We start from the raw sequence: 20,029 nt of genomic DNA, 5'->3' as shown, positions 1-20,029 counted from the left end.
CACGTATGATAGTCGTTGCTAACTGACACAGTTTTGAAAAATTATATCTTAATAATTATCGGATGCAGCCTGTTGGCGTATGGGTGCCAGACTGCCAACAGCCTGCATACCGACAGCGGAGTAGCCGACTCGGTAGCCGTAGTAGAGCCGATCTATGTAACAGAGCCGGTACAGCACGATTCCGACGACCCGGCGGTGTGGATCAACCCCGCCGACCCCTCCCAAAGCCTCATACTAGGTACCGACAAAGACCAGGACGGAGCGCTGTACGTGTTCAACCTGGAAGGGAAGATACAGCCTGAGAAGGTAGTACGCGGCCTGCAGCGCCCCAACAACGTGGATGTGGAGTACGGCCTGATGCTGGGCGGCAGGCCCACCGACATCGCTGTTGTGACCGAGCGCTACACGCATAAGCTGCGAATCTTCTCCCTGCCCGATATGAAACCTATAGACCAGGGAGGTATCGAGGTATTTGAGGGGCAGACGGGTAAGGAGGAGCGTGACCTGATGGGCATCGGCCTGTACCGTTCGAAGGCGGGGCAGATCTACGCCATTGTAGGACGCAAGACCGGCCCCACCGATGGTACCTACCTGTGGCAGTACCTGCTGGAAGACAACGGGAGCGGACAGATAAAAGCTACGCTGGTACGTAAGTTCGGAGCCTACAGCGGCCTCAAAGAGATCGAATCCATTGCGGTGGATGACGAACTGGGCTACGTGTACTACTCCGACGAAGGCAAAGGCGTACGTAAGTACTTCGCCGATCCGGACAAAGGAAATAAAGAACTGGCGCTCTTTGCCACTACCGGCTTTGCCGCCGACCACGAGGGTATCTCCATCTACCAGACGTCGCCCACTACCGGCTATATTCTGGTGTCGGACCAGCAGCACAACCAGTTTCATATTTTCCGTCGGGAAGGCGAAGCCGGGGCGCCGCACCAGCATACCGAGCTGAAGGTAGTACGGGTAAGGGCTGCGGAGAGTGATGGCTCCGAGGTGGTTTCACTCCCCCTCGACCGGCTTTTCCAGAAGGGACTTTTCGTAGTCATGAGCAACGACCGGACGTTCCACCTGTACCGCTGGGAAGATATAGCCGGAACCGAACTGCAGTAGTAGCTAATTAAGAAGGCTTAGTATAGAAATGAGCATACGTCCGGCCCCATGGGCCGAACGTATTTTTTATGATAGCTTATTGGAAAGCCGGTGGCGCTACCAGTGCCTACTTCGACTGGGGGTTTGATTTTATCAGATGTCTCAGATTACCTACTGATAGTAGTCGGCTGGCTGCCAGAGCGTGGAGCTCAGTTGCATAGTTAAATTTGACTATTATAAAAAGAAGTAACTAGTTAATTTAGTATTAAATATTTGGGCTACTTGGGACGATTCCGTAATTTAATTTTGATATTTCTATAAAGTGCAGAATACTATTTTATAAGATAACCTGACTGTATACATTTGATTCAGCGAATGTTATTTCTGCTGTACTTATGTCACCCCGGTTTACGAAAATTACAGATGATGCAGTGCTCTGGAGCTATTTCAGAGAAGGAGATGAGGAGGCCTATACCGAGCTGGCCAGGCGGTACTATCGGACATTACTCCAATACGGGCAGAAGTTTACGCCCAATGTACAGCTGATTGAGGATGCACTGCAGGACCTGCTGGTACATTTGTGGCTGCACCGGGAAACCATCAATGACACACCTTCGGTCAGATTTTACCTGCTCAAGTCGTTCCGTCACCGCATCCTGAAAACCATCAAACCACGCACGGAAGAGGTAGAGCTCACCGGGCGCTTTGACGATCTGGTTCCGGAGTTTTCACGAGAGGACTCACTCATACAGGTAGAAAGTGATCAGGCTCTTCAAAAGCAAATGCAGGGGGTACTCGACCAGCTTCCGTCGCGCCAGCAGGAGGTTATTTATCTGCGCTTCTTCCAAAACCTCAAGCCCGAGGAAATAGCGGGTCTTCTTTCCATCAATCCTCAATCCGTCAGTAACATTATTCAGCGGGCGCTTGGCAATCTGCGTGAGCTATGGCCATCTACCTTACCTTATATGATCGCTGTTTGTTCTTTTTGCCAAATAGTATAGCACTATTTAAATAATTTTAAAAATTCTCTGCGGCAAGTGAGTATTCCAGCCATATAAAAGGATACTAGTAGAAATGGCACTCTTATCCACTCATGAACCACTCCTATACAGCATCCTTAGAGTACCTGATGAAAAACTCTGATTTCCTGAAATGGGCAAGAGGAGAAAAGCCTGAGGATGATGCTCGCTGGGAGGAATGGGTGAAAGTAGAGCCGCTGCGGAGAGCCGTTCTGGAAAATGCCATAGCTTTGGTCAACTCCGTAGAAGCTAATAGTCTGGAGGTATCTGATATATATGTTGAGCACAGGATCAGGCAGGCACTCCGTATTGCTAAGAATATAGAGGAGGAGAGGAGACGCAACAAAGTAGTTCGCCTGTTCGCACGGATAAAGTATCGCTGGGCCGTAGCGGCTTCACTGATTGTTGCACTTGGTATAGGGTTACTACTGTACGGATCTGTCCATTCGGGAGAGGGCTCAGCCTTATCAAAGATCGGAGAAGGGGAGTATACAGGCCTCACCGAAATCAAAAATAGTGACGGGGATGTGAAGTATGTTCGGTTGCCGGACGGAAGTTCGGTAGTGCTCCAGGGATATAGCAGCATCCGGCACCCCCGGCAGTTTGACCCGGCTAAGCGGGAGGTATACCTGTCAGGTGAGGCTTTCTTTGAAGTGACCAAAAATCCGGAGCAGCCCTTCTATGTATATGCCAATGAACTGGTGGCGCAGGTACACGGGACGAGTTTCAGTATCAGGGCGGGCCGCAAGGACGGGCAAGTGGAGGTGGCCGTAAAGACGGGAAAGGTGTACGTATATAGTCATAGGGAAGCGGAGTCCGCAAACGGTGAACCGGCCGCCAGATTAGTGCTGACTCAAAACGAGCAGGCTAGCTTTGACCGGACTAATCTGACGCTGGTACGGTCGACACAGAAGAGCTCCGTACTCCTGAACCTGGCTATCGAACATCAGCCCTTTACCTACTCCGAAGCCCCGGTCGGGGAAGTATTCGCCGCACTCGGAAATGCGTACGGGGTAGATATAGACTACAATAAAGATCAGATGGCCAACTGCAGTATCACGGCCACGCTGGGGGATGAGCCACTGGAAAATAAGATCAGATGGATCTGTACGATACTGGAAGCCGACTATGAGATTACCGAGGAGAAGATACGTATCAAAGGAAATTCCTGTCTATAATTATCTAACCTAAACCCTTAACTCTATTCGATAAAAACACAGAGAACAAAATGGGGTGAACAGTGCGGCAACACCGTTCACCCCGATTGAAAATCCCCCGTTTCTAGGCTGGCGCAAAGAAAAGTCCCCAATGGGGATCAGGGACCCTTTTTGCTGATTTTTTAAACCAACAACACAGACAAAAGTATGAAAAAAACCTTTTACCAGCGGAAATGCCTGCTTAAAATTATGAGAATCAGCCTCATACAGTTGTTTATTGTCATTCAGTTTTCGGGCTTGTCCTTGGCTTCCAGCGGCTTTGCCCAGGAAGTACTGAATCGCCGATTAACGATCAGTATCAAGGAAGAGCGGATAGGAGCGGCCCTCGAAAAGATCAGTAAAGCCTCGGGTGTCAACTTCATGTACAGCCCTGAGCTGATACGCTCACAGCGCAAGGTATCCTTCAGTGCGAAGGAGGAGAAACTGGAGTCGGTACTGAGTAACTTCCTGGCTCCCCTGCAGATCTCCTACGAAGTATCGGGTACCCAGATCCTCCTAAAAAGATCGGTTGCTAAGTCGGCCGATCAGCCGGAAGGAGTCAAAACATCTCAGAGCGTGCTTTTTCCGGTCAAAGGAAAAGTCGTGGATGGAAGCGGTGAAGGAATTCCTGGAGCGACTGTGGTTGTAAAAAACAGCTCGGTGGGTACTACTACCGATGTGGACGGTAACTTTACCATCAATGTACCCGATGGAAGTACTACGCTGGTGGTATCATCCATTGGCTTCCTGACTCAGGAAATCAATGTGACTAATAAGTCGCAGGTAACCGTGACGCTCCAGGGTGATATCAAGACTCTGAGCGAAGTAGTTGTAACGGGATATTCTACGCAGTCCAAGCGGGATATCACCGGTGCGGTATCCACCGTAGATGCCACCGAACTGACCAAAGTAGCGGCACCTAACGTAGCCCAGCAGCTGCAGGGCCGGGTAGCCGGTGTAACCGTTACTTCTAACAACACGCCGGGTGGTGAAGCTACCGTACGTATCCGCGGCTTTGGTACTGTCAACGACAACGATCCGCTGTACATTATTGACGGGGTACCTACCAAAGGGGGCCTCAACAGCATCAACCCCAACAACATCGAGTCGATGCAGGTACTGAAAGATGCCTCTTCGGCTTCTATCTATGGTGCACGCGCGGCCAACGGGGTAATCATCATTACTACCAAGAAAGGAAAGATCGGAGCGCCTCAGTTTACATTCAACAGCCGTACCGGCATCCAGACCGGTAAGGTAGAGCTGGGACTGATCAAAGACCCGCAGCTATTCGGTGACCTGCTCTGGACGCAGCGCCGAAACGCCGGTGTACTGACCAACGGTAATCCGTCGCACCAGCAGTACGGCAATGGCCCTTCGGCGGTAGTACCTGACTATATCCTGGCGGGTTCTGCGTATGGCCTGTCGGCAACAGATCCCCGGGTTAACCCTTCGCTGTACAACTACAATGCGGCAGGTTTCTACCAGATTGTAGAAGCGAATAAGGAAGGTACCGACTGGCATAAAGAAATTCTTCGTCCGGCTCCCATTCAGGAGTACAACCTGGGAGCTACAGGTGGTACCGAAAATGGCCGTTACGCTATCTCCCTGAACTACTTCAAGCAGGATGGTGTCATGATCCATACGTCGTTTGACCGCTACTCACTACGTTCTAACACGGAGTTTACCTTTAAGAAGCGCGTACGTTTCGGCGAAAACCTGGAAGTAAGCTACACCCAGAACAAAGGCTACTACCACAACAACGGTACCGGCAGCACCGCCAACAACCAGGATGGTAACCCCATCGGTAACGGATACCGTATACCTTCGATCATTCCGGTGTATGACATCATGGGCAACTTTGCCGCTACCCGCGCGGCTGGTCTGGGACCTGCTACCAACCCGGTAGCTCAGCTCTGGAGAGGCCGCAACAACCAGTTGAACACCTTCCGTGCTTTCGGAAATGTGTACGCCGAAGCGGATATCATGAAGGATCTGGTGGCCCGTACGAGCATGGGTATTGACTATAACAATGCCAACCGCGTATCCTACGTGCTGATGGACCTGGAAGAGGCGGAGATCGAACCAGCCAACTCACTGACCAACGCCAACGCGTACGATATCAACTGGACCTGGACCAACACCCTGAACTACAGCAAGTCCTTCGCGGATATTCATAAGCTGAGCGTACTGGCCGGTACTGAAGCCATCAAAGGCACGGGACGTAACTTCTCGGCCACCCGTACGACCTTCTTCTCGGAAGATCCGCTCTTTATGTACCTCAACTCGGGTAGTGCTGGTATCAACAACAGTGGCACCGGGTACGAGTGGGCGCTCTTCTCGGTATTCGGTAAGGTCAACTACTCCCTCCTGGACCGCTACCTGCTCGAAGCTACCGTACGTCGTGATGGTTCTTCGCGCTTCGGTCAGAACAACCGCTACGGTACTTTCCCGGCGTTCAGTGCCGGATGGCGTATCTCACAGGAAGGGTTCATGTCGAATCTGACCTGGCTGGATGATCTGAAGCTGAGAGCCGGCTGGGGACAGACCGGTAACCAGGAGATCGGTAACTACAATGGTTTCAGTACCTACCGCTCTACCCTCAACCAATCGTCGTATCCGATCACGGGTTCCAACAACTCCGTAGTGGCCGGATTTGATACCGAAGCCTTCGGGAATCAGGACGCCAAGTGGGAAACTACTACGCAGACCAACATCGGTCTGGACGTTACCTTCCTGAAGGGCAAGTTTGGCTTCAACCTGGATGTGTACAACCGCGTTACATCGGATATGCTGTACCAGGTGGCACTACCGGCTACCCAGGGTGTGGCTACTATTCCTTTCGTGAACGTAGGTGAAATGAGCAACAAAGGACTTGACCTGGGCCTGAACTACAACGATCAGGCCATGAACGGTGCCCTGACCTACGGAGTAGGTATTAACTTCTCTACCTATCGCAACAACGTAGTAAAGCTCAACAACAGCGCCACCGCCGTACTGCTGGGACCGGCTATCCGTAGCTATACCTGGACTCGCTCCGTAGCCGGTATGCCGCTGTACTCGTTCTACGGTCTGAAGATCGACGGTATCTATCAGAATCAGGGTGAAGTTGACGCCGGACCTAAGTACCCTGGTTACGCGGCTGTGGGTAAGTACAAGTACCAGGACACCGACGGTGACGGTACCATCACTGACAATGACCGGGTGTTCCTGGGCAACCCGCATCCTGACTTTACCTACGGTATCAACCTGAACCTGGGCTATAAGAACTTCGACTTCTCGGCCTTCCTGCAGGGCGTACAGGGCAACCAGGTACTCAACATGGTGAAGCGCTGGGTTGACTTTAACAACCAGGCCGGTAACCGTAGCCTCCGTATGCTGTACGACTCGTGGACTCCTGAGAATCCTGACGCTGTACTGCCGATCCTGGATGCCAACGACAGCCGCAGCCAGCAGCCTTCCAGCTACTTCATTGAAGACGGCTCGTACCTGCGTATGAAGAACATCACTCTGGGCTATACACTGCCTGCCGGTACACTGTCCAAGATTGGTCTGTCAAGTGCCCGTGTGTACGTTCAGGCTCAGAACCTGTTCACCATCACCAAGTACAGCGGTATCGACCCTGAGATCACCTCGGTAGGCTCTACACCGGGCAGTACTGTACTGGGTATCGATCAGGGTAACTACCCAAATGCTAAGATGTACCAGATCGGAATCAACTTCGGATTCTAATCCGCGGGTGTAGTAAGAAGTATTTTATCTAAGAACCTCAAGTCTATTCTAAGTATATGAAAAAGAAAGTCTTAGTAGTGGCAGCATTGGTCAGCATGGGAATGATGACTTCCTGTGGCAGTGGGTTTCTGGAAACCACTCCGCTGGGGGTAGCCAATGAGCAGATGCTCGCCAACAGAGCAGGTGTAAACGCGGTACTGATCGGGGCGTACAGCTTGCTGGATGGAGTAGGGGCCGGCCCAACCAACACGGCCTCGGCCAGTAACTGGATCTACGGCTCGGTAGCGTCGGACGACGCCTACAAAGGTAGTGACGTAGGTGACCAGGCGCAGATCACCACCATCGAGCGGTATCAGAATCAGGCCGATATCGGAGCCTTCAATGATAAGTGGGTCGCTATTTACGATGGGGTTTCGCGCTCCAACGATGCACTCAAGCTGATCGCGAAAGCGAACGATATGTCAGAGGCGGAGAAAAAGCAGGCCATGGGCGAAGCCCGCTTCCTGCGGGCCTGGTACCACTTCGAAGCCAAAAAGCTCTGGAACATGGTACCTTACGTGGACGAAAACGTAACCGACTACATCAACCTGCCGAACGACAAGGACATATGGCCTAACATAGAGGCTGATTTCCAGTATGCGATTGATAACCTTTCGGAGACCAAAGCAGCCGTAGGTAGAGCCAGTAAGTGGACCGCCAAAGCTGTACTGGCCAAGGCGCATATGTACCAGAGCGACTATGCAGCCGCCAAGCCCCTGCTGGACGATGTGATCAATAACGGTCCGTTCGCCCTGGTCAACAGCTACCACGACAACTTCCGGATTGCTACCGAAAACAACAGTGAGTCGGTATTTGAAGTACAGATGTCGGTAGGTGACGGTGGTCTTGGTCAGAATGGTAGCTGGGGGGACAACTGGAACTTCCCCTACGGATCGGCTCCCGGTGGATGCTGCGGTTTCTACCAGCCTTCCCAGAACCTCGTAAACGCTTTCAAAACCGATGCGAACGGTCTGCCCCTGCTGGATACATTCAACGACGAAGACGTGAAGAATGACGAAGGCCTAGCTTCATCGGCTGCCTTTACTCCGCACGAAGGTACCCTTGACCCCCGTCTGGACTGGACCGTAGGCCGCAGAGGTATCCCCTTCCTGAACTGGGGCGTACACCCCGGTAGAAACTGGATCCGTGATCAGAGCTTTGGGGGTCCGTATACATTCAAGAAGTTCTTTGCGTATAGCGGTGAAAACGCCGGTGCTGAGTCTCCCCGTGCTAACTCCAACAACTACCGCGCCCTGCGCTTTGCTGATGTACTGCTGATGCGTGCCGAGGTAGCCGTAGAAGAAGGCGACCTGGATATGGCCCTCAAAATAGTAAATCAGATCAGAACGCGTGCCGGTAACGTAGTCGTAACTACTGCCGATGGTAAGCCAGCCGCTAACTACCTGGTGAAGCCTTACCCATCGTTCCCAAGCCAGGAGTACGCCCGCAAAGCGGTTCGTTTTGAGCGTCGTGTCGAGCTGGCCATGGAAGGACACCGTTTCTTCGACCTGGTACGCTGGGGCGTAGCCGACCAGACGCTGAATGCGTATCTGACTAAGGAAAGCAAGAAGAGAACGTACCTGAACGGAGCTACCTTCGTCAAGGGTAAGAACGAGTACTTCCCGATCCCACAGGCCCAGATCGATATCATGGGAGCCAGTGTCCTGAAGCAGAATCCCTAAACCCTTTATTCGCCTGCCTCATGTATATGTGGGGCAGGCGAAAATTGTATAGGTAAAAATAGCGTCTCATAGTGTTTTTATACTATTCCTAACTCCTTACCAATCATGCAAGACATCACACGTACTACGGATGAAAGCCATTCATCCAGAAGAGGCTGGCTCAAAGCTACCGCCCTGGCCGGAGTGGCCGCCCTGGCCGGTCAGTCTGCCCAGGCTGAGGCAACTGCCGCACCGGTAGCAGCACCACCCACCAAGAGGATCCCGCTGGCGGTATCAACCTACTCGTACTGGCACTTCCAGGAGCAGAAGTACCCCATCGAAAAAGTAATCGAGAATGCGGCTCGTCTGGGCTTTGAAGGCGTAGAGATCCTGCACCGTCAGATGGAGAACGAAACCATCCCGTACATGAACAAGCTCAAGCGCCTGGCATTTGATAACGGACTGGCCCTGCCGATGCTTTCAATTCACCAGAGCTTTGTACAACCCAAAGCCGAGGACCGCAAAAAAGACATTGAGCATACCCGGCGCTGTATCGATCTGGCTACCCAGATGGGCATACCTGCTATTCGTATGAACACCGGCAGCTGGCGCACCGTAAAGCGTGATGCCAACTACTACAAGACAGGTCAGGAGCCACCTATCGAAGGCTACACCGATAAAGATGCCATCAAGTGGTGCATTGACTCCCTAGGTGAGTGTCTGGTAACGGCCGAAAAAGCCGGCGTGGTACTGGCCATCGAAAACCACTGGGGGCTGTCGTCCAACATCGACTACCTGCTCGAGATATACAAGCCACTCGCTTCGTCGCCGGCTATGGGGATGAATGTCGATACGGGCAACTTCGTCGGAGACCCCTACCCACAGTTTGAGCGTCTGGCTCCTTATGCTACCATCGTCCAGGCCAAGACGTACTACGGCGGAGGCCACTTCTACGACCTGACTCTGGACTACAAAAAGATCGCGAACATCCTGCGTAAGGCCAACTTCAAGGGCTATGTATCACTGGAAATGGAGGGCAAGGAAGATCCCGAAACGGCAGTACCCAAGAGCCTGAAAGTGCTGCGTGATGTATTTAGCTGATACTATCTGATCCTACCCTTAACTATTATATTATCCACCGGGGCCAGCACCCGGTGGATTAAACTCCTATTGCTGCATGAAAAGACGATCCGCTATCAAAAGCCTGGGGCTGGCACTGGGAGGTCTGGTGAGCCTGCCTGCCTGGGCGTCCAACTGGACACCCGAATCCGTCGGTCCGGTTACTACGCTTTCTGCCAGTGAAGAGGCCCTGCTGGGCGAACTCGTAGAAGCCATCCTACCCCAGACTACCAATGTCGCCGGTGTGGTATCGCCCGGTGCCAAAGAATTGAGAGTACACCAGTTTGCCGCCCGCATGATCAGCGATTGCCTGGGTGAGGCGGCACAGGCCAGCCTGAAAGAGGGCCTACTTATTACCGAAAAACTAGCCAACCAGACGTACCAGAAAGGCTTTGCGGCACTCACCCCTAAGGAGCGGGTGGACGTGCTGCAAAAGATGAACAGCTCATCGGATGCTGCGGCCAAAGAATTTGTCGGTATGATCAAGAGATTGACTATCCAGGGCTATACCAACTCGGAGTACTATATGACCCATGTACTCAAGTACAACATGGCTCCCGGCTACTACCACGGCTGCGTACCGGTTGTGCAGTGAGCAGTGACCAGTGATCAGTGAGTGATTTAGCGGCCGCCGCTGCGGTGAATGAGTGAATTGGTGATTCAGAATTTTTTCACTCAGTAGCTAATTCACAATTCAACATTAGTAGTGTACGAAAGAATTCTAAATAAGCCCCAGAGGGGCGGTACTTTAGTAGAAGTAGCATCAAAAGTGTAAGTACAGCTCCGTAGGAGCGGCACATATAAGTTCAGGTGTCGCCCCGCCGGGGGCTAAAATACGCTTAATCGTTATTCTACTACTAAGGTGTATCCCCTCTGGGGCCACTTTTGCACCAAATACAATTCCTTCGTACACTCCTAACTCACAATTCAACATTCAGAATTCAGAATTTTAAGACATGTCTTATTTCAATATAGATTCCATAAAAGAGCGCACCTTTGATGCCATCGTGATTGGCTCCGGGATTAGCGGAGGATGGTCGGCCAAAGAGTTGACGGGCAAAGGGCTGCGTACGCTGGTACTTGAGCGGGGACGCGAGGTAAAGCACGTGACCGATTACCCTACTACCATGAAGCAGCCGTGGGAGTTTGACCACCTTGGACAGCTTCCCAAAGCTCTCAAAGATGCCAATCCTATTCTGAGTCGTGCCGGGGCCTGGGCAGAGGATTCAGAGCATTTCTTCGTTAAAGACAACGAGCATCCTTACATCCAGGATAAGCCCTTTGACTGGATCCGGGGCTATCAGACGGGAGGTAAGTCGCTGATGTGGGCGCGGGGTACCCAGCGCTGGTCACAGTACGACTTCGACGGTCCCGTGCGGGATGGTTACGCGGTGGAGTGGCCCATTAGCTACAAAGACATCGCACCCTGGTACAGCTACGTGGAGAAGTTTGCCGGAATATCCGGTAATAAGGACGGCTTACCCCAGCTACCCGACGGCGAGTTTCTGCCACCGCACGAGCAGTCGTGCGTGGAGAAGCACTTCACGAAGGAGATGGCGAAACATTATAAAGGAGCGCGCCCGGTTATTATCGGTCGTTGTGCGCACCTGACCAAGCCCCAGCCCATCCATATTGAGCAGGGTAGGGGCCAGTGTATGAACCGGAACCTGTGCCGCCGGGGGTGTCCGTACGGAGGGTACTTCAGCAGTAACTCGTCTACGCTACCCTGGGCCGCCAAGACCGGTAAGCTCACCATGCGTCCCGATTCAGTGGTACATTCCATCATCTACGATGAGCAGAAGGGGAAGGCCGCGGGGGTTCGTGTCATTGATGCCCATACCAAAGAGATGACCGAGTACTACGCGAAGATTATTTTCGTGAATGCCTCGGCGCTTAATTCGAACCTGATCCTGCTGAACTCGACTTCTAATCGCTTTCCCAACGGCCTGGGCAATGATAACGGCCTGCTGGGTAAGTACATCTCATTCCATAACTTCCGGACCACCATCTCCGCTGAATACGAAGGGCTACTCGACTCGACTACCGAAGGCATTCGCCCGAACAGTAGCTACATTCCCCGCTTCCGCAACGTATTCAAGCAGGAGACCGACTTCCTGCGTGGCTATGCCGCCGGCTTTGGAAGTAGCCGCATGACGTACAGCGATCAGGAAGGCTTCGGTGAGGAGTTGAAAGCCAGCCTGATGAGCCGTAAATTTGGCAACTGGCGCGTCAACTCCTGGATGATGGGAGAGACCATCCCTAAGGAGAGCAACTTCGTAGCCCTGGACCAGCAGCAGAAAGATGCGTGGGGTGTCCCTCTGCTACGTACCTCGGTAGCCTATGATGACAACGACGAGAAGATGATCCGCGACTTCCACGAGCAGATGACCGAAATGCTGACCGTGGCCGGATTCAAAAATATCCAGACGCACGACAAGCCCGCAAAGGCACCCGGACTGGATATTCACGAAATGGGAGGTGTACGCATGGGTAAAGATCCGAAAACGTCGCTTTTAAATAAGTGGAACCAGTTCCATACCTGCAAGAACGTATTCGTAACCGACGGAGCCTGTATGACTACCAACTCTACCCAGAATCCGTCGCTGACGTATATGGCTATAACGGCACGCGCCGCCAATCATGCTGTTGAAGAACTCCGTAAAGGAAATCTGTAACAGCCTGGATGGGTAGAGAGGAGGTAGCAAGAGTCATAGTATACTAATCGGAGGCTCTCTGCTTGACGGAGAGCCTCTTAATTTTTTAAAATAATTTATAAACATAACGGGTACATCCTGTTACTTTACATTTTGAAACATTCCTATCCCTTATAGTATGAAAGAAGAAAAGAAAGCGTCCATTGGGAGACGTGACTTCCTCAAAGGCTCACTGGCTACAGTAGCCGCGTTTTCCATTGTTCCCCGGCATGTATTAGGTAAAGGCTACCTGGCCCCGAGTGACCAGCTCACCAAAGCGATTGTGGGTGTGGGTTCTATGGGGAGAGGCCACATTCCGTACGCAGGTACCCGGGTAGTAGCCCTATGTGATGTGGATCGCGGCCACCTTAAGCAGGCTGCCGGTATGGTGGGCAAAGACGTTAAAACGTTTAGTGATTATCGGGAGCTTATCCAGCTGCCCGAAGTGGACATTGTACACGTAGCTACTCCTCCTCACTGGCACGGAATCATTGCGGCGGATGCCGCCCGCGCCGGGAAAGACGTATGGTGCGAAAAGCCTATGACCCGTACTATTGGCGAAGGCAAGCGCCTGGTGGAAGCGGTACAGCAGCACGGTCGTATCTTCCGCCTCAATACCTGGTTCCGCTTCGATGCCAACTTCTACGGTATGAATACCACCGTAAAGCCCATCAAGAAACTGGTCGATAGCGGACTGCTGGGATGGCCCCTCAAAGTAACCGTAAGCCGCCACACCGGCTTCGACTGGAAGTTCTTCTGGGTAGGTCAGACCAACCTTGACCCTCAGCCCGTACCCGCCGACCTCGACTATGAAATGTGGCTCGGACCCGCTCCCTACAAGCCGTACCACCCGCACCGCGTGCACGGTACCTTCCGGGGCTACTGGGACTACGATGGAGGTGGACTGGGCGATATGGGCCAGCACTACCTCGACCCGATCCAGTACTTCCTGGGCAAAGACCACACCAGTCCCGTTAGTGTAGAAATAGACGCGCCCCAGCAGCATACCGATGCGGTAGGTACCTGGCGCCGTATTGAGTACACTTACGCCGACGGCTGTAAGATCATCCTGGATGGAGAAGCCAAGGATGCCAATGTACCGTATATCGAAGGGCCTAAGGGTAAGCTATACCCTAACTTCCGCTCGGACATTCCGGATCTGGAAAAGAAACTGGCGGCCTTCCCCGATCCGGAGCCTCAGGTGACCGACTTCGTGGAAGCCGTGAAAGAGCGTAAGAAATTTGCCCTGAACGAAGAGAACGGACACCGTTCGTGTACACTCGTCAATATGGGTCTTATCGCTCTGCGTCTGGGACGCTCGCTGAAGTTTGATCCCGTCAAGCAGGAGTTCATTGATGACGAAGGGGCCAATCGCCTCATCGATCAGCCGATGCGCGCTGCCTGGACCATCTAATCTTTTTCCTAATCCCTGCATTACATAGAATCATGAAAAAAATAATATATACGCTTGCTGCTCTCTGTATGCTCCATACGGGCGTAATGGCACAGCGTGAAGACAAACGAACGGTTACGACCCGTGTGGCCGATGCGCTGGCGATGATGCCCGCCAGGAACGCCGCCCAGCATACCAAAAACATGGAGGAAATAGCAGCCCTGGGCAAGCCCGGGCTGGTACAGATGGCCAGCATGCTGGTACCCGAAGATAAAGGTGATAATACCGCGCTGGAATACGCACTGGGGGGCTTTACCTTCTACGTCACCCAACCCGGCAAGGAGGCCCTTCGTAAGATGGCCGCTGAAGCCTACGGCGAAGCGCTTGGCAAACTGACGGATACCTATAACAAGGCATTTCTGATCTACCAACTGCAGACAGTGGGTAAGAATGAGTCAGTACCTGTATTGCAGTCGTATTTGAAAGACGAGCAGCTAAGCGGCTCTGCTGCCAGAGCCCTGGTGAAAATCGGAACACCGGAAGCCGGGCAGGCGCTGCTAAGCGCACTGAATGGTGCTTCGGGTACTACACAACTTTCCCTGGTTGAAGCACTGGGTGACAGCCGTTTTACCCAGGCAGCTCCTGCTATCGAAAAGCTGGTAGATGCTCAGGATAACAATCTTCGTAAAGTAGCCCTGTACTCACTGGCCAGTATTGGTGCCCCCTCATCCGAAAAGGTACTGGCACAGGCGGCTGAGAAAGCTACCTTCATCTACAACGAAGCCAACGCTACTGCGGCGTATCTGTACTACCTGAGCCGTCTGGCTGAGGGAGGCAACCGTCCTGTGGCGGAGAAAGCGGCCGCTGACCTCCTGAAAAGATCAGCCGGAGCCAATCAGGTACATACCCGTACCGCTGCTCTGAAGCTACTGGCTGATATGCAGGGCGAGGCCAGCGTGCCTACCCTGATCGGGGCTATGGGCAGCGACAATGCGGCCTACCGCGCGGCTGCTCTGAAGTACGCTCAGGCGCATACCGGAGCTGCCAGTACTGCTCTTTGGCTGAAAGCTCTTAAGAAAGCCAAGCCCAACGTACAGGCCGAGATCATCAACATGATGGGACTGGCCGGTGCTAAGGACGCTCTGCCTGCCATTACCAAGGCACTTGGCAGCAAGGACAATGGCGTGAAGTTGGCCGCTATCCAGGCCGCCGGTAGAGTAGGGCAGGACGCTGCGATCAATGACCTGATGACGGTACTGAAGAAAGGTAGCGCCGAGGAGGTACAGGCCGTTAAGAACGCCCTCCTTACGATGAAAGGAAATACCGTAGTGGATAAAGTAGCGGCAACGCTGCCTTCCATGCCGGCTAGTGCGCAGGCGGCACTAATTGATGTGCTGGCAGCCCGTGCCGCGGATACCAAAATGGACGTCGTACTCAAGCAGCTCAACAGCTCGGATGCCGCTGTGAAAAAGTCAGCGCTGGCGGCTCTGAAGCACATGGCTACCCAGAAGGACCTGCCGACCTTGTTCAGCCTGATGGATGCATCCAGCCAGCCCCAGGAAGTACAGGAGTATCAGAATGCAGTAATTGCGGCGGTAAAAGGCGCCGGTACCCAGGCCCAGCAGGCGGACCTGATCCTGAAGCAGATGAACAGCACGGCTGCCGATAAGAAAAATCGTTACTACCAGGTACTGGCCAGCGTAGGTGGTAATAAAGCCCTGCAGACCGTAGTAGCTGCCTATAACGGGGGGGATGCTGCTTCCAAACTGGCTTCACTCACAGCCCTGACTGGGTGGACTGATGCCAGCGCAGCCAATGAGCTGTACACCATCAGCAAGAACACTACTAACACTGAGCACCTGGATCAGGCGGTTCAGGGGTACGTAAAGGCTGTAAGTAAGTCGAAAGAGAATCCGGTACAGAAGGTACTGAAGCTACGTAAGGCGCTGGAAGTAGCTAAGACTCCGGCTCAGAAGGAGATGATCCTGAAAGAGCTGCCGCGCAACCGCACCTTCAACGCCATGCTGATAGCCGGCAACTACCTGGACGATCCTCAACTGCAGCAGGCAGCGGCTCAGGCCGTTATGAACATCGCATTGGCTAACAAGGAGTACCAGGGAGATGTAGTACGTAACCTGTTGAACAAGACTATCGCGGTACTGAAAGGTCAGGATAGTGAGTACCAGAAGGAGTCGATCCGGAAGCACCTGGCCGAAATGCCTAAGGGCGAAGGTTACGTAGCCATGTTCAACGGCAAAGACCTGACCGGCTGGAAAGGTCTGGTGGAGAACCCCATCAAGCGCGCCGCCATGCACCCCGATACCCTGGCCGCCAAGCAGGCCAAAGCCGACGCTAAGGCCAAAAACGACTGGATCGTACGGAATGGGGAACTGATATTTACCGGACACGGCGATAACCTGGCTTCAGTGAAGAAGTACGGTGATATCGAAATGTACGTGGATTGGAAGATTCAGAAAGACGGTGACGCCGGTATCTATCTGCGTGGTACGCCTCAGGTACAGATCTGGGATACGGCCCGCGTGAAAGTAGGTGCGCAGGTAGGATCAGGTGGCTTGTATAACAACCAGAAGCACGAGAGCAAGCCCCTCAAAGTAGCTGACAATCCGGTAGGTGAGTGGAATACATTCTTTATCAAAATGGTGGGTGACCGCGTAACGGTACATCTGAACGGTGAGCTGGTAGTGGATAACGTACCGCTGGAAAACTACTGGGACCGCAAGCTGCCTATCTTCCCCGAAGAGCAGATCGAGCTACAGGCCCACGGTACCGAGGTAGCCTATCGGGATATCTATGTTCGTGAGCTGCCCCGTACGGAGCCCTTCAAGCTGAGTCAGGAAGAACAGAAGGAAGGCTTCAAGGTACTATTCGATGGAACCAACATGCACGAGTGGGTTGGTAATACCAAAGACTACGTCATTGAGGATGGAGCCATTGTTGTTTATCCTGGTAATGGTGGACGGGGCAATCTCTTCACCAAAGATGAGTACAGCGATTTTGTGTACCGTTTCGAATTCCAACTGACACCCGGAGCCAACAATGGATTAGGTGTACGCGCCCCGCTCGAAGGCGATGCAGCCTATACCGGTATGGAGCTCCAGATCCTGGACAATGAAGCACCTATCTACAAAAATCTGCATGACTACCAGTTCCACGGCTCCGTATATGGTGTGATACCCGCCAAGCGTGGGTACCTGAAGCCTACGGGCGAGTGGAACTACCAGGAAGTACGCATGCAGGGCTCGAAGATCCAGGTAATCCTGAATGGTACTACTATTCTGGATGGCGATCTCGCCGAAGCCAGCAAGAACGGTACTTTGGATAAGAAAGACCACCCCGGTCTTAAAAGAACATCCGGACATATCGGTTTCCTGGGACATGGTGATGTGGTACGTTTCCGTAACATCCGGATCAAAGACCTGAGCAAGCAGCAGGAAGCAAAGACTGAGCCGGCAAAGCCTGCCAAAGCAAAAGCGAAGACCAGAGCCAGCAGATAAGTAGTTGGTTGTGATATAGTATAACAAAGCCCGGTGACCTTTCACCGGGCTTTGTTAGTTAACATCTCTTTGATAATACTTTTATGGGAATTAGTATAGCTTTAATTTTTGCTTTAACTATATGGCTCAAAGTCTGTTAAAACTTTAAAGGCTATTTATCAGAGCGAACGCCGACTTTTATTGTAGGTAAAATCGGCTGATTCGTGCTCTTTACTCTTAAAACCATGTATATATACGTCCATACGATACTAGATGATTCGCTGCGAAAGCAGTTACGTTCGGCACTCTCTGCCGAACATCATCTGTATTTCCGTTCTGAAAAAGATTCCACCAACGAGTTGATAGACATATTCAGCCGGGCCGACATGATGCTGGGAAACCCTCCGCTGGAGTGGTTTCAGTCGCCGCCTGTTAATCTGCAGTTCTGGCAGCTCGACTCAGCCGGCTTTGATAAGTACCAGGGCCTGGAGCTGAATGCCCGGGTCGCCAACATGGGCGACTGGTTTGCCCGCCCCTGCGCCGAAACCATCGTAGGAGGTATACTGGCGCTGTACCGCGGGGTGGATGTACTGACGCTGCTACGGCAGCGAAAAGAATGGATTGGTAGCGGCCTGCGCCCGTACCTGGGTACCCTGTACCGGCAGAAGGTCATCGTACTGGGCAGTGGTACCATCGGTACCGCCGTGCGTGATATACTGGAAGGATTCCGCTGCCGGGTGCTTATGATGGCCCGCACCTCTCCCTCGGCCGACCTCCACACCCGGGAGGAGCTACTCAGTGAGCTGAGTGATACGGATCTGGTGGTCAATACGCTACCAGGTACCGTCCATCACTTTGTAGACCGGGAGGTACTGACTACCATGCGCAAGGGGAGTGTCTACGCCAATGTAGGGCGCGGCAGTACTACCGACGAGCAGGCCCTCATTGAGGTACTTCAGGCAGGTCACCTGAGCGGAGCCGTGCTGGACGTAACCGAGATCGAGCCGCTACCCGTCGAGAGCGAACTGTGGTCGCTGCCCAATGTGGTACTCACCCAGCATACGGGCGGCGGTCAGGTGAAGGAAGATGAGGGAAAAGTAGAGCTGTTCCTTCACAATCTTCAAAAGCTGCAGAGGGACCACCTGCTTGACAATGAAGTGGATCTGCGGAGAGGGTACTAGGGGAATGAGTGATTAATTTATTGAGTGATTGAGAGAATGGTTGATTGAGAGAATTGGGACTTTTGAATTCCATTTTTCCAGCATAAGTAAAGACCCAGCGGAGCAGTTGATGTTGTAGCCCCAGAGGGGCGATGGATATTGTAGGGCAGCCGATGTTGTAGGTCGAATGCCGATTTAGATTTAGATCCAATTAGCCCCAGCGGGGCGGTTGATGTTGTAGAAAAAATGATGTTGTAATGAAAGACAATACATGCAGTAACGCCGACCGCGTTACCAATAAATTTGTAGAGCTATTTGGAGAAACGCCCCGGCTGTTTCGCTCCCCGGGCCGTATCAACCTTATAGGCGAGCATACCGACTACAACCAGGGTTTTGTACTGCCGGCCAGTCTGGATAAGGCCGTATTCTTTGCCATTACGCCCCGTGAGGACAACCGGGTGATCCTGCATGCGGTGGACCTGGACGAAACCTACGAGTTTACGCTGGATGACCTTTCCAAACCTGATCAGTCGTGGCCTCACTACCAGCTGGCTGTTGTGGATCAGCTGGCTAAGAACGGACACCAGATAGGAGGCTTCCAGACGGCCTTTGGGGGAGATATTCCCCTGGGGGCAGGTATGTCGTCGTCCGCGGCGCTGGAATGTTGTCTGCTGTTCGCGCTGAATGAGCTGTTCGGCTTGGGCCTGGACCGGATGTCTATTGTAAGGCTGGGCCAGAAGGCCGAGAACCAGTACGTGGGCGTACAGTCCGGTATCATGGATCAGTTTGCCTCGGTGTTTGGCAAAGAAGAATCAGTGATCCGGCTGGATTGCCGTTCCATGGACTTTGAGTACTTCCCCTTCCCGATGGAGGAGTACCTGCTTGTCCTGTGCGATACCAACGTGAAGCATTCGCTGGCCAGTTCGGAGTACAATACGCGTCGGCAGGAGTGCGAAACCGGAGTGGCTATAATGCAGAAGTACCACCCGGAGGTACAGAGCCTGCGCGATGCTACCCCCGCTATGGTGGAGCAGCACCGGGAGGAGTTGGGTGATGTAATTTACCGCCGCTGCAAGTACGTCACCGAAGAAATCGTAAGGGTGCAGGAAGCCTGCGAGCTGCTGCTGCAGGGCGACCTGACCAGCTTTGGCCGGAAAATGTACGAAACACACGATGGCCTGCAGCACGAGTACGAGGTGAGCTGCGAGGAACTGGATTTTCTGGTCGATCAGACCCGCTCTAACCCGGACGTACTGGGAGCCCGGATGATGGGCGGCGGCTTTGGCGGCTGTACCCTCAATCTTATCAAGAATACCGCGGTGGACGCTTTTGAAACCCAGATGAAAGAAGCCTACCGGCAGGCTTTCAATATCGATCTTCCCTGCTACCGCGTAAGAATCATGGATGGAACGGCTGAGGTGCATAGAATTTGAC

At 52.9% G+C, this 20,029-nt stretch carries 12 protein-coding genes; all 12 read left to right on the top strand.

Annotated elements, in window-relative coordinates; genetic code table 11:
* Positions 1-33 precede the first annotated feature (33 nt).
* The 12 genes from JTN23_RS16725 (at position 34) to galK (ending at position 20,028) form a co-directional block, all read left to right on the top strand.
* On the top strand, positions 34-1,113 hold the full coding sequence (locus JTN23_RS16725; protein WP_247236151.1) for a phytase: 1,080 nt from the start codon (positions 34-36) through the stop codon (positions 1,111-1,113).
* Positions 1,114-1,487: 374 nt separating this feature from the next.
* Positions 1,488-2,093 carry an RNA polymerase sigma factor gene (locus JTN23_RS16720; RefSeq protein ID WP_247236149.1) on the top strand — a complete coding sequence of 202 codons (606 nt, stop codon included), beginning with the start codon at positions 1,488-1,490 and terminating at the stop codon, positions 2,091-2,093.
* Between the two features lie 128 nt (positions 2,094-2,221).
* The gene (locus JTN23_RS16715) at positions 2,222-3,289 is read left to right on the top strand and encodes a FecR family protein (protein WP_247236148.1); all 1,068 of its coding nucleotides are present in this window, start codon (positions 2,222-2,224) and stop codon (positions 3,287-3,289) included.
* 228 nt (positions 3,290-3,517) lie between these two features.
* A complete protein-coding gene (locus JTN23_RS16710; protein WP_247236147.1) occupies positions 3,518-7,036 on the top strand; it encodes a TonB-dependent receptor in 3,519 nt (1,172 codons plus the stop codon).
* A gap of 56 nt (positions 7,037-7,092) precedes the next feature.
* Complete coding sequence (locus tag JTN23_RS16705; protein WP_247236146.1) at positions 7,093-8,757, top strand: RagB/SusD family nutrient uptake outer membrane protein; 1,665 nt, start codon at positions 7,093-7,095, stop codon at positions 8,755-8,757.
* Between the two features lie 105 nt (positions 8,758-8,862).
* Complete coding sequence (locus tag JTN23_RS16700; protein WP_247236145.1) at positions 8,863-9,837, top strand: sugar phosphate isomerase/epimerase family protein; 975 nt, start codon at positions 8,863-8,865, stop codon at positions 9,835-9,837.
* A 76-nt stretch (positions 9,838-9,913) separates the two neighbouring features.
* On the top strand, positions 9,914-10,450 hold the full coding sequence (locus tag JTN23_RS16695) for a gluconate 2-dehydrogenase subunit 3 family protein (RefSeq protein ID WP_247236144.1): 537 nt from the start codon (positions 9,914-9,916) through the stop codon (positions 10,448-10,450).
* Positions 10,451-10,811: 361 nt separating this feature from the next.
* A complete protein-coding gene (locus JTN23_RS16690; protein WP_247236143.1) occupies positions 10,812-12,530 on the top strand; it encodes a GMC oxidoreductase in 1,719 nt (572 codons plus the stop codon).
* 157 nt (positions 12,531-12,687) lie between these two features.
* Positions 12,688-13,962 (top strand): Gfo/Idh/MocA family oxidoreductase, encoded by a 1,275-nt coding sequence (locus JTN23_RS16685; protein WP_247236142.1) that lies wholly within the window; start codon positions 12,688-12,690, stop codon positions 13,960-13,962.
* A gap of 32 nt (positions 13,963-13,994) precedes the next feature.
* Complete coding sequence (locus JTN23_RS16680; protein ID WP_247236139.1) at positions 13,995-17,456, top strand: DUF1080 domain-containing protein; 3,462 nt, start codon at positions 13,995-13,997, stop codon at positions 17,454-17,456.
* Positions 17,457-17,680: 224 nt separating this feature from the next.
* On the top strand, positions 17,681-18,616 hold the full coding sequence (locus JTN23_RS16675; RefSeq protein WP_247236138.1) for a D-2-hydroxyacid dehydrogenase: 936 nt from the start codon (positions 17,681-17,683) through the stop codon (positions 18,614-18,616).
* Between the two features lie 236 nt (positions 18,617-18,852).
* On the top strand, positions 18,853-20,028 hold the full coding sequence (galK, locus tag JTN23_RS16670; protein WP_247236136.1) for a galactokinase: 1,176 nt from the start codon (positions 18,853-18,855) through the stop codon (positions 20,026-20,028).
* The last annotated feature ends 1 nt before the right edge of the window (position 20,029 follow it).

The organism is Telluribacter roseus (assembly GCF_017355915.2).
Classification (GTDB): Bacteria; Bacteroidota; Bacteroidia; order Cytophagales; family Spirosomataceae; genus Telluribacter.
This window is presented reverse-complemented; position numbering and strand designations above follow the sequence as displayed.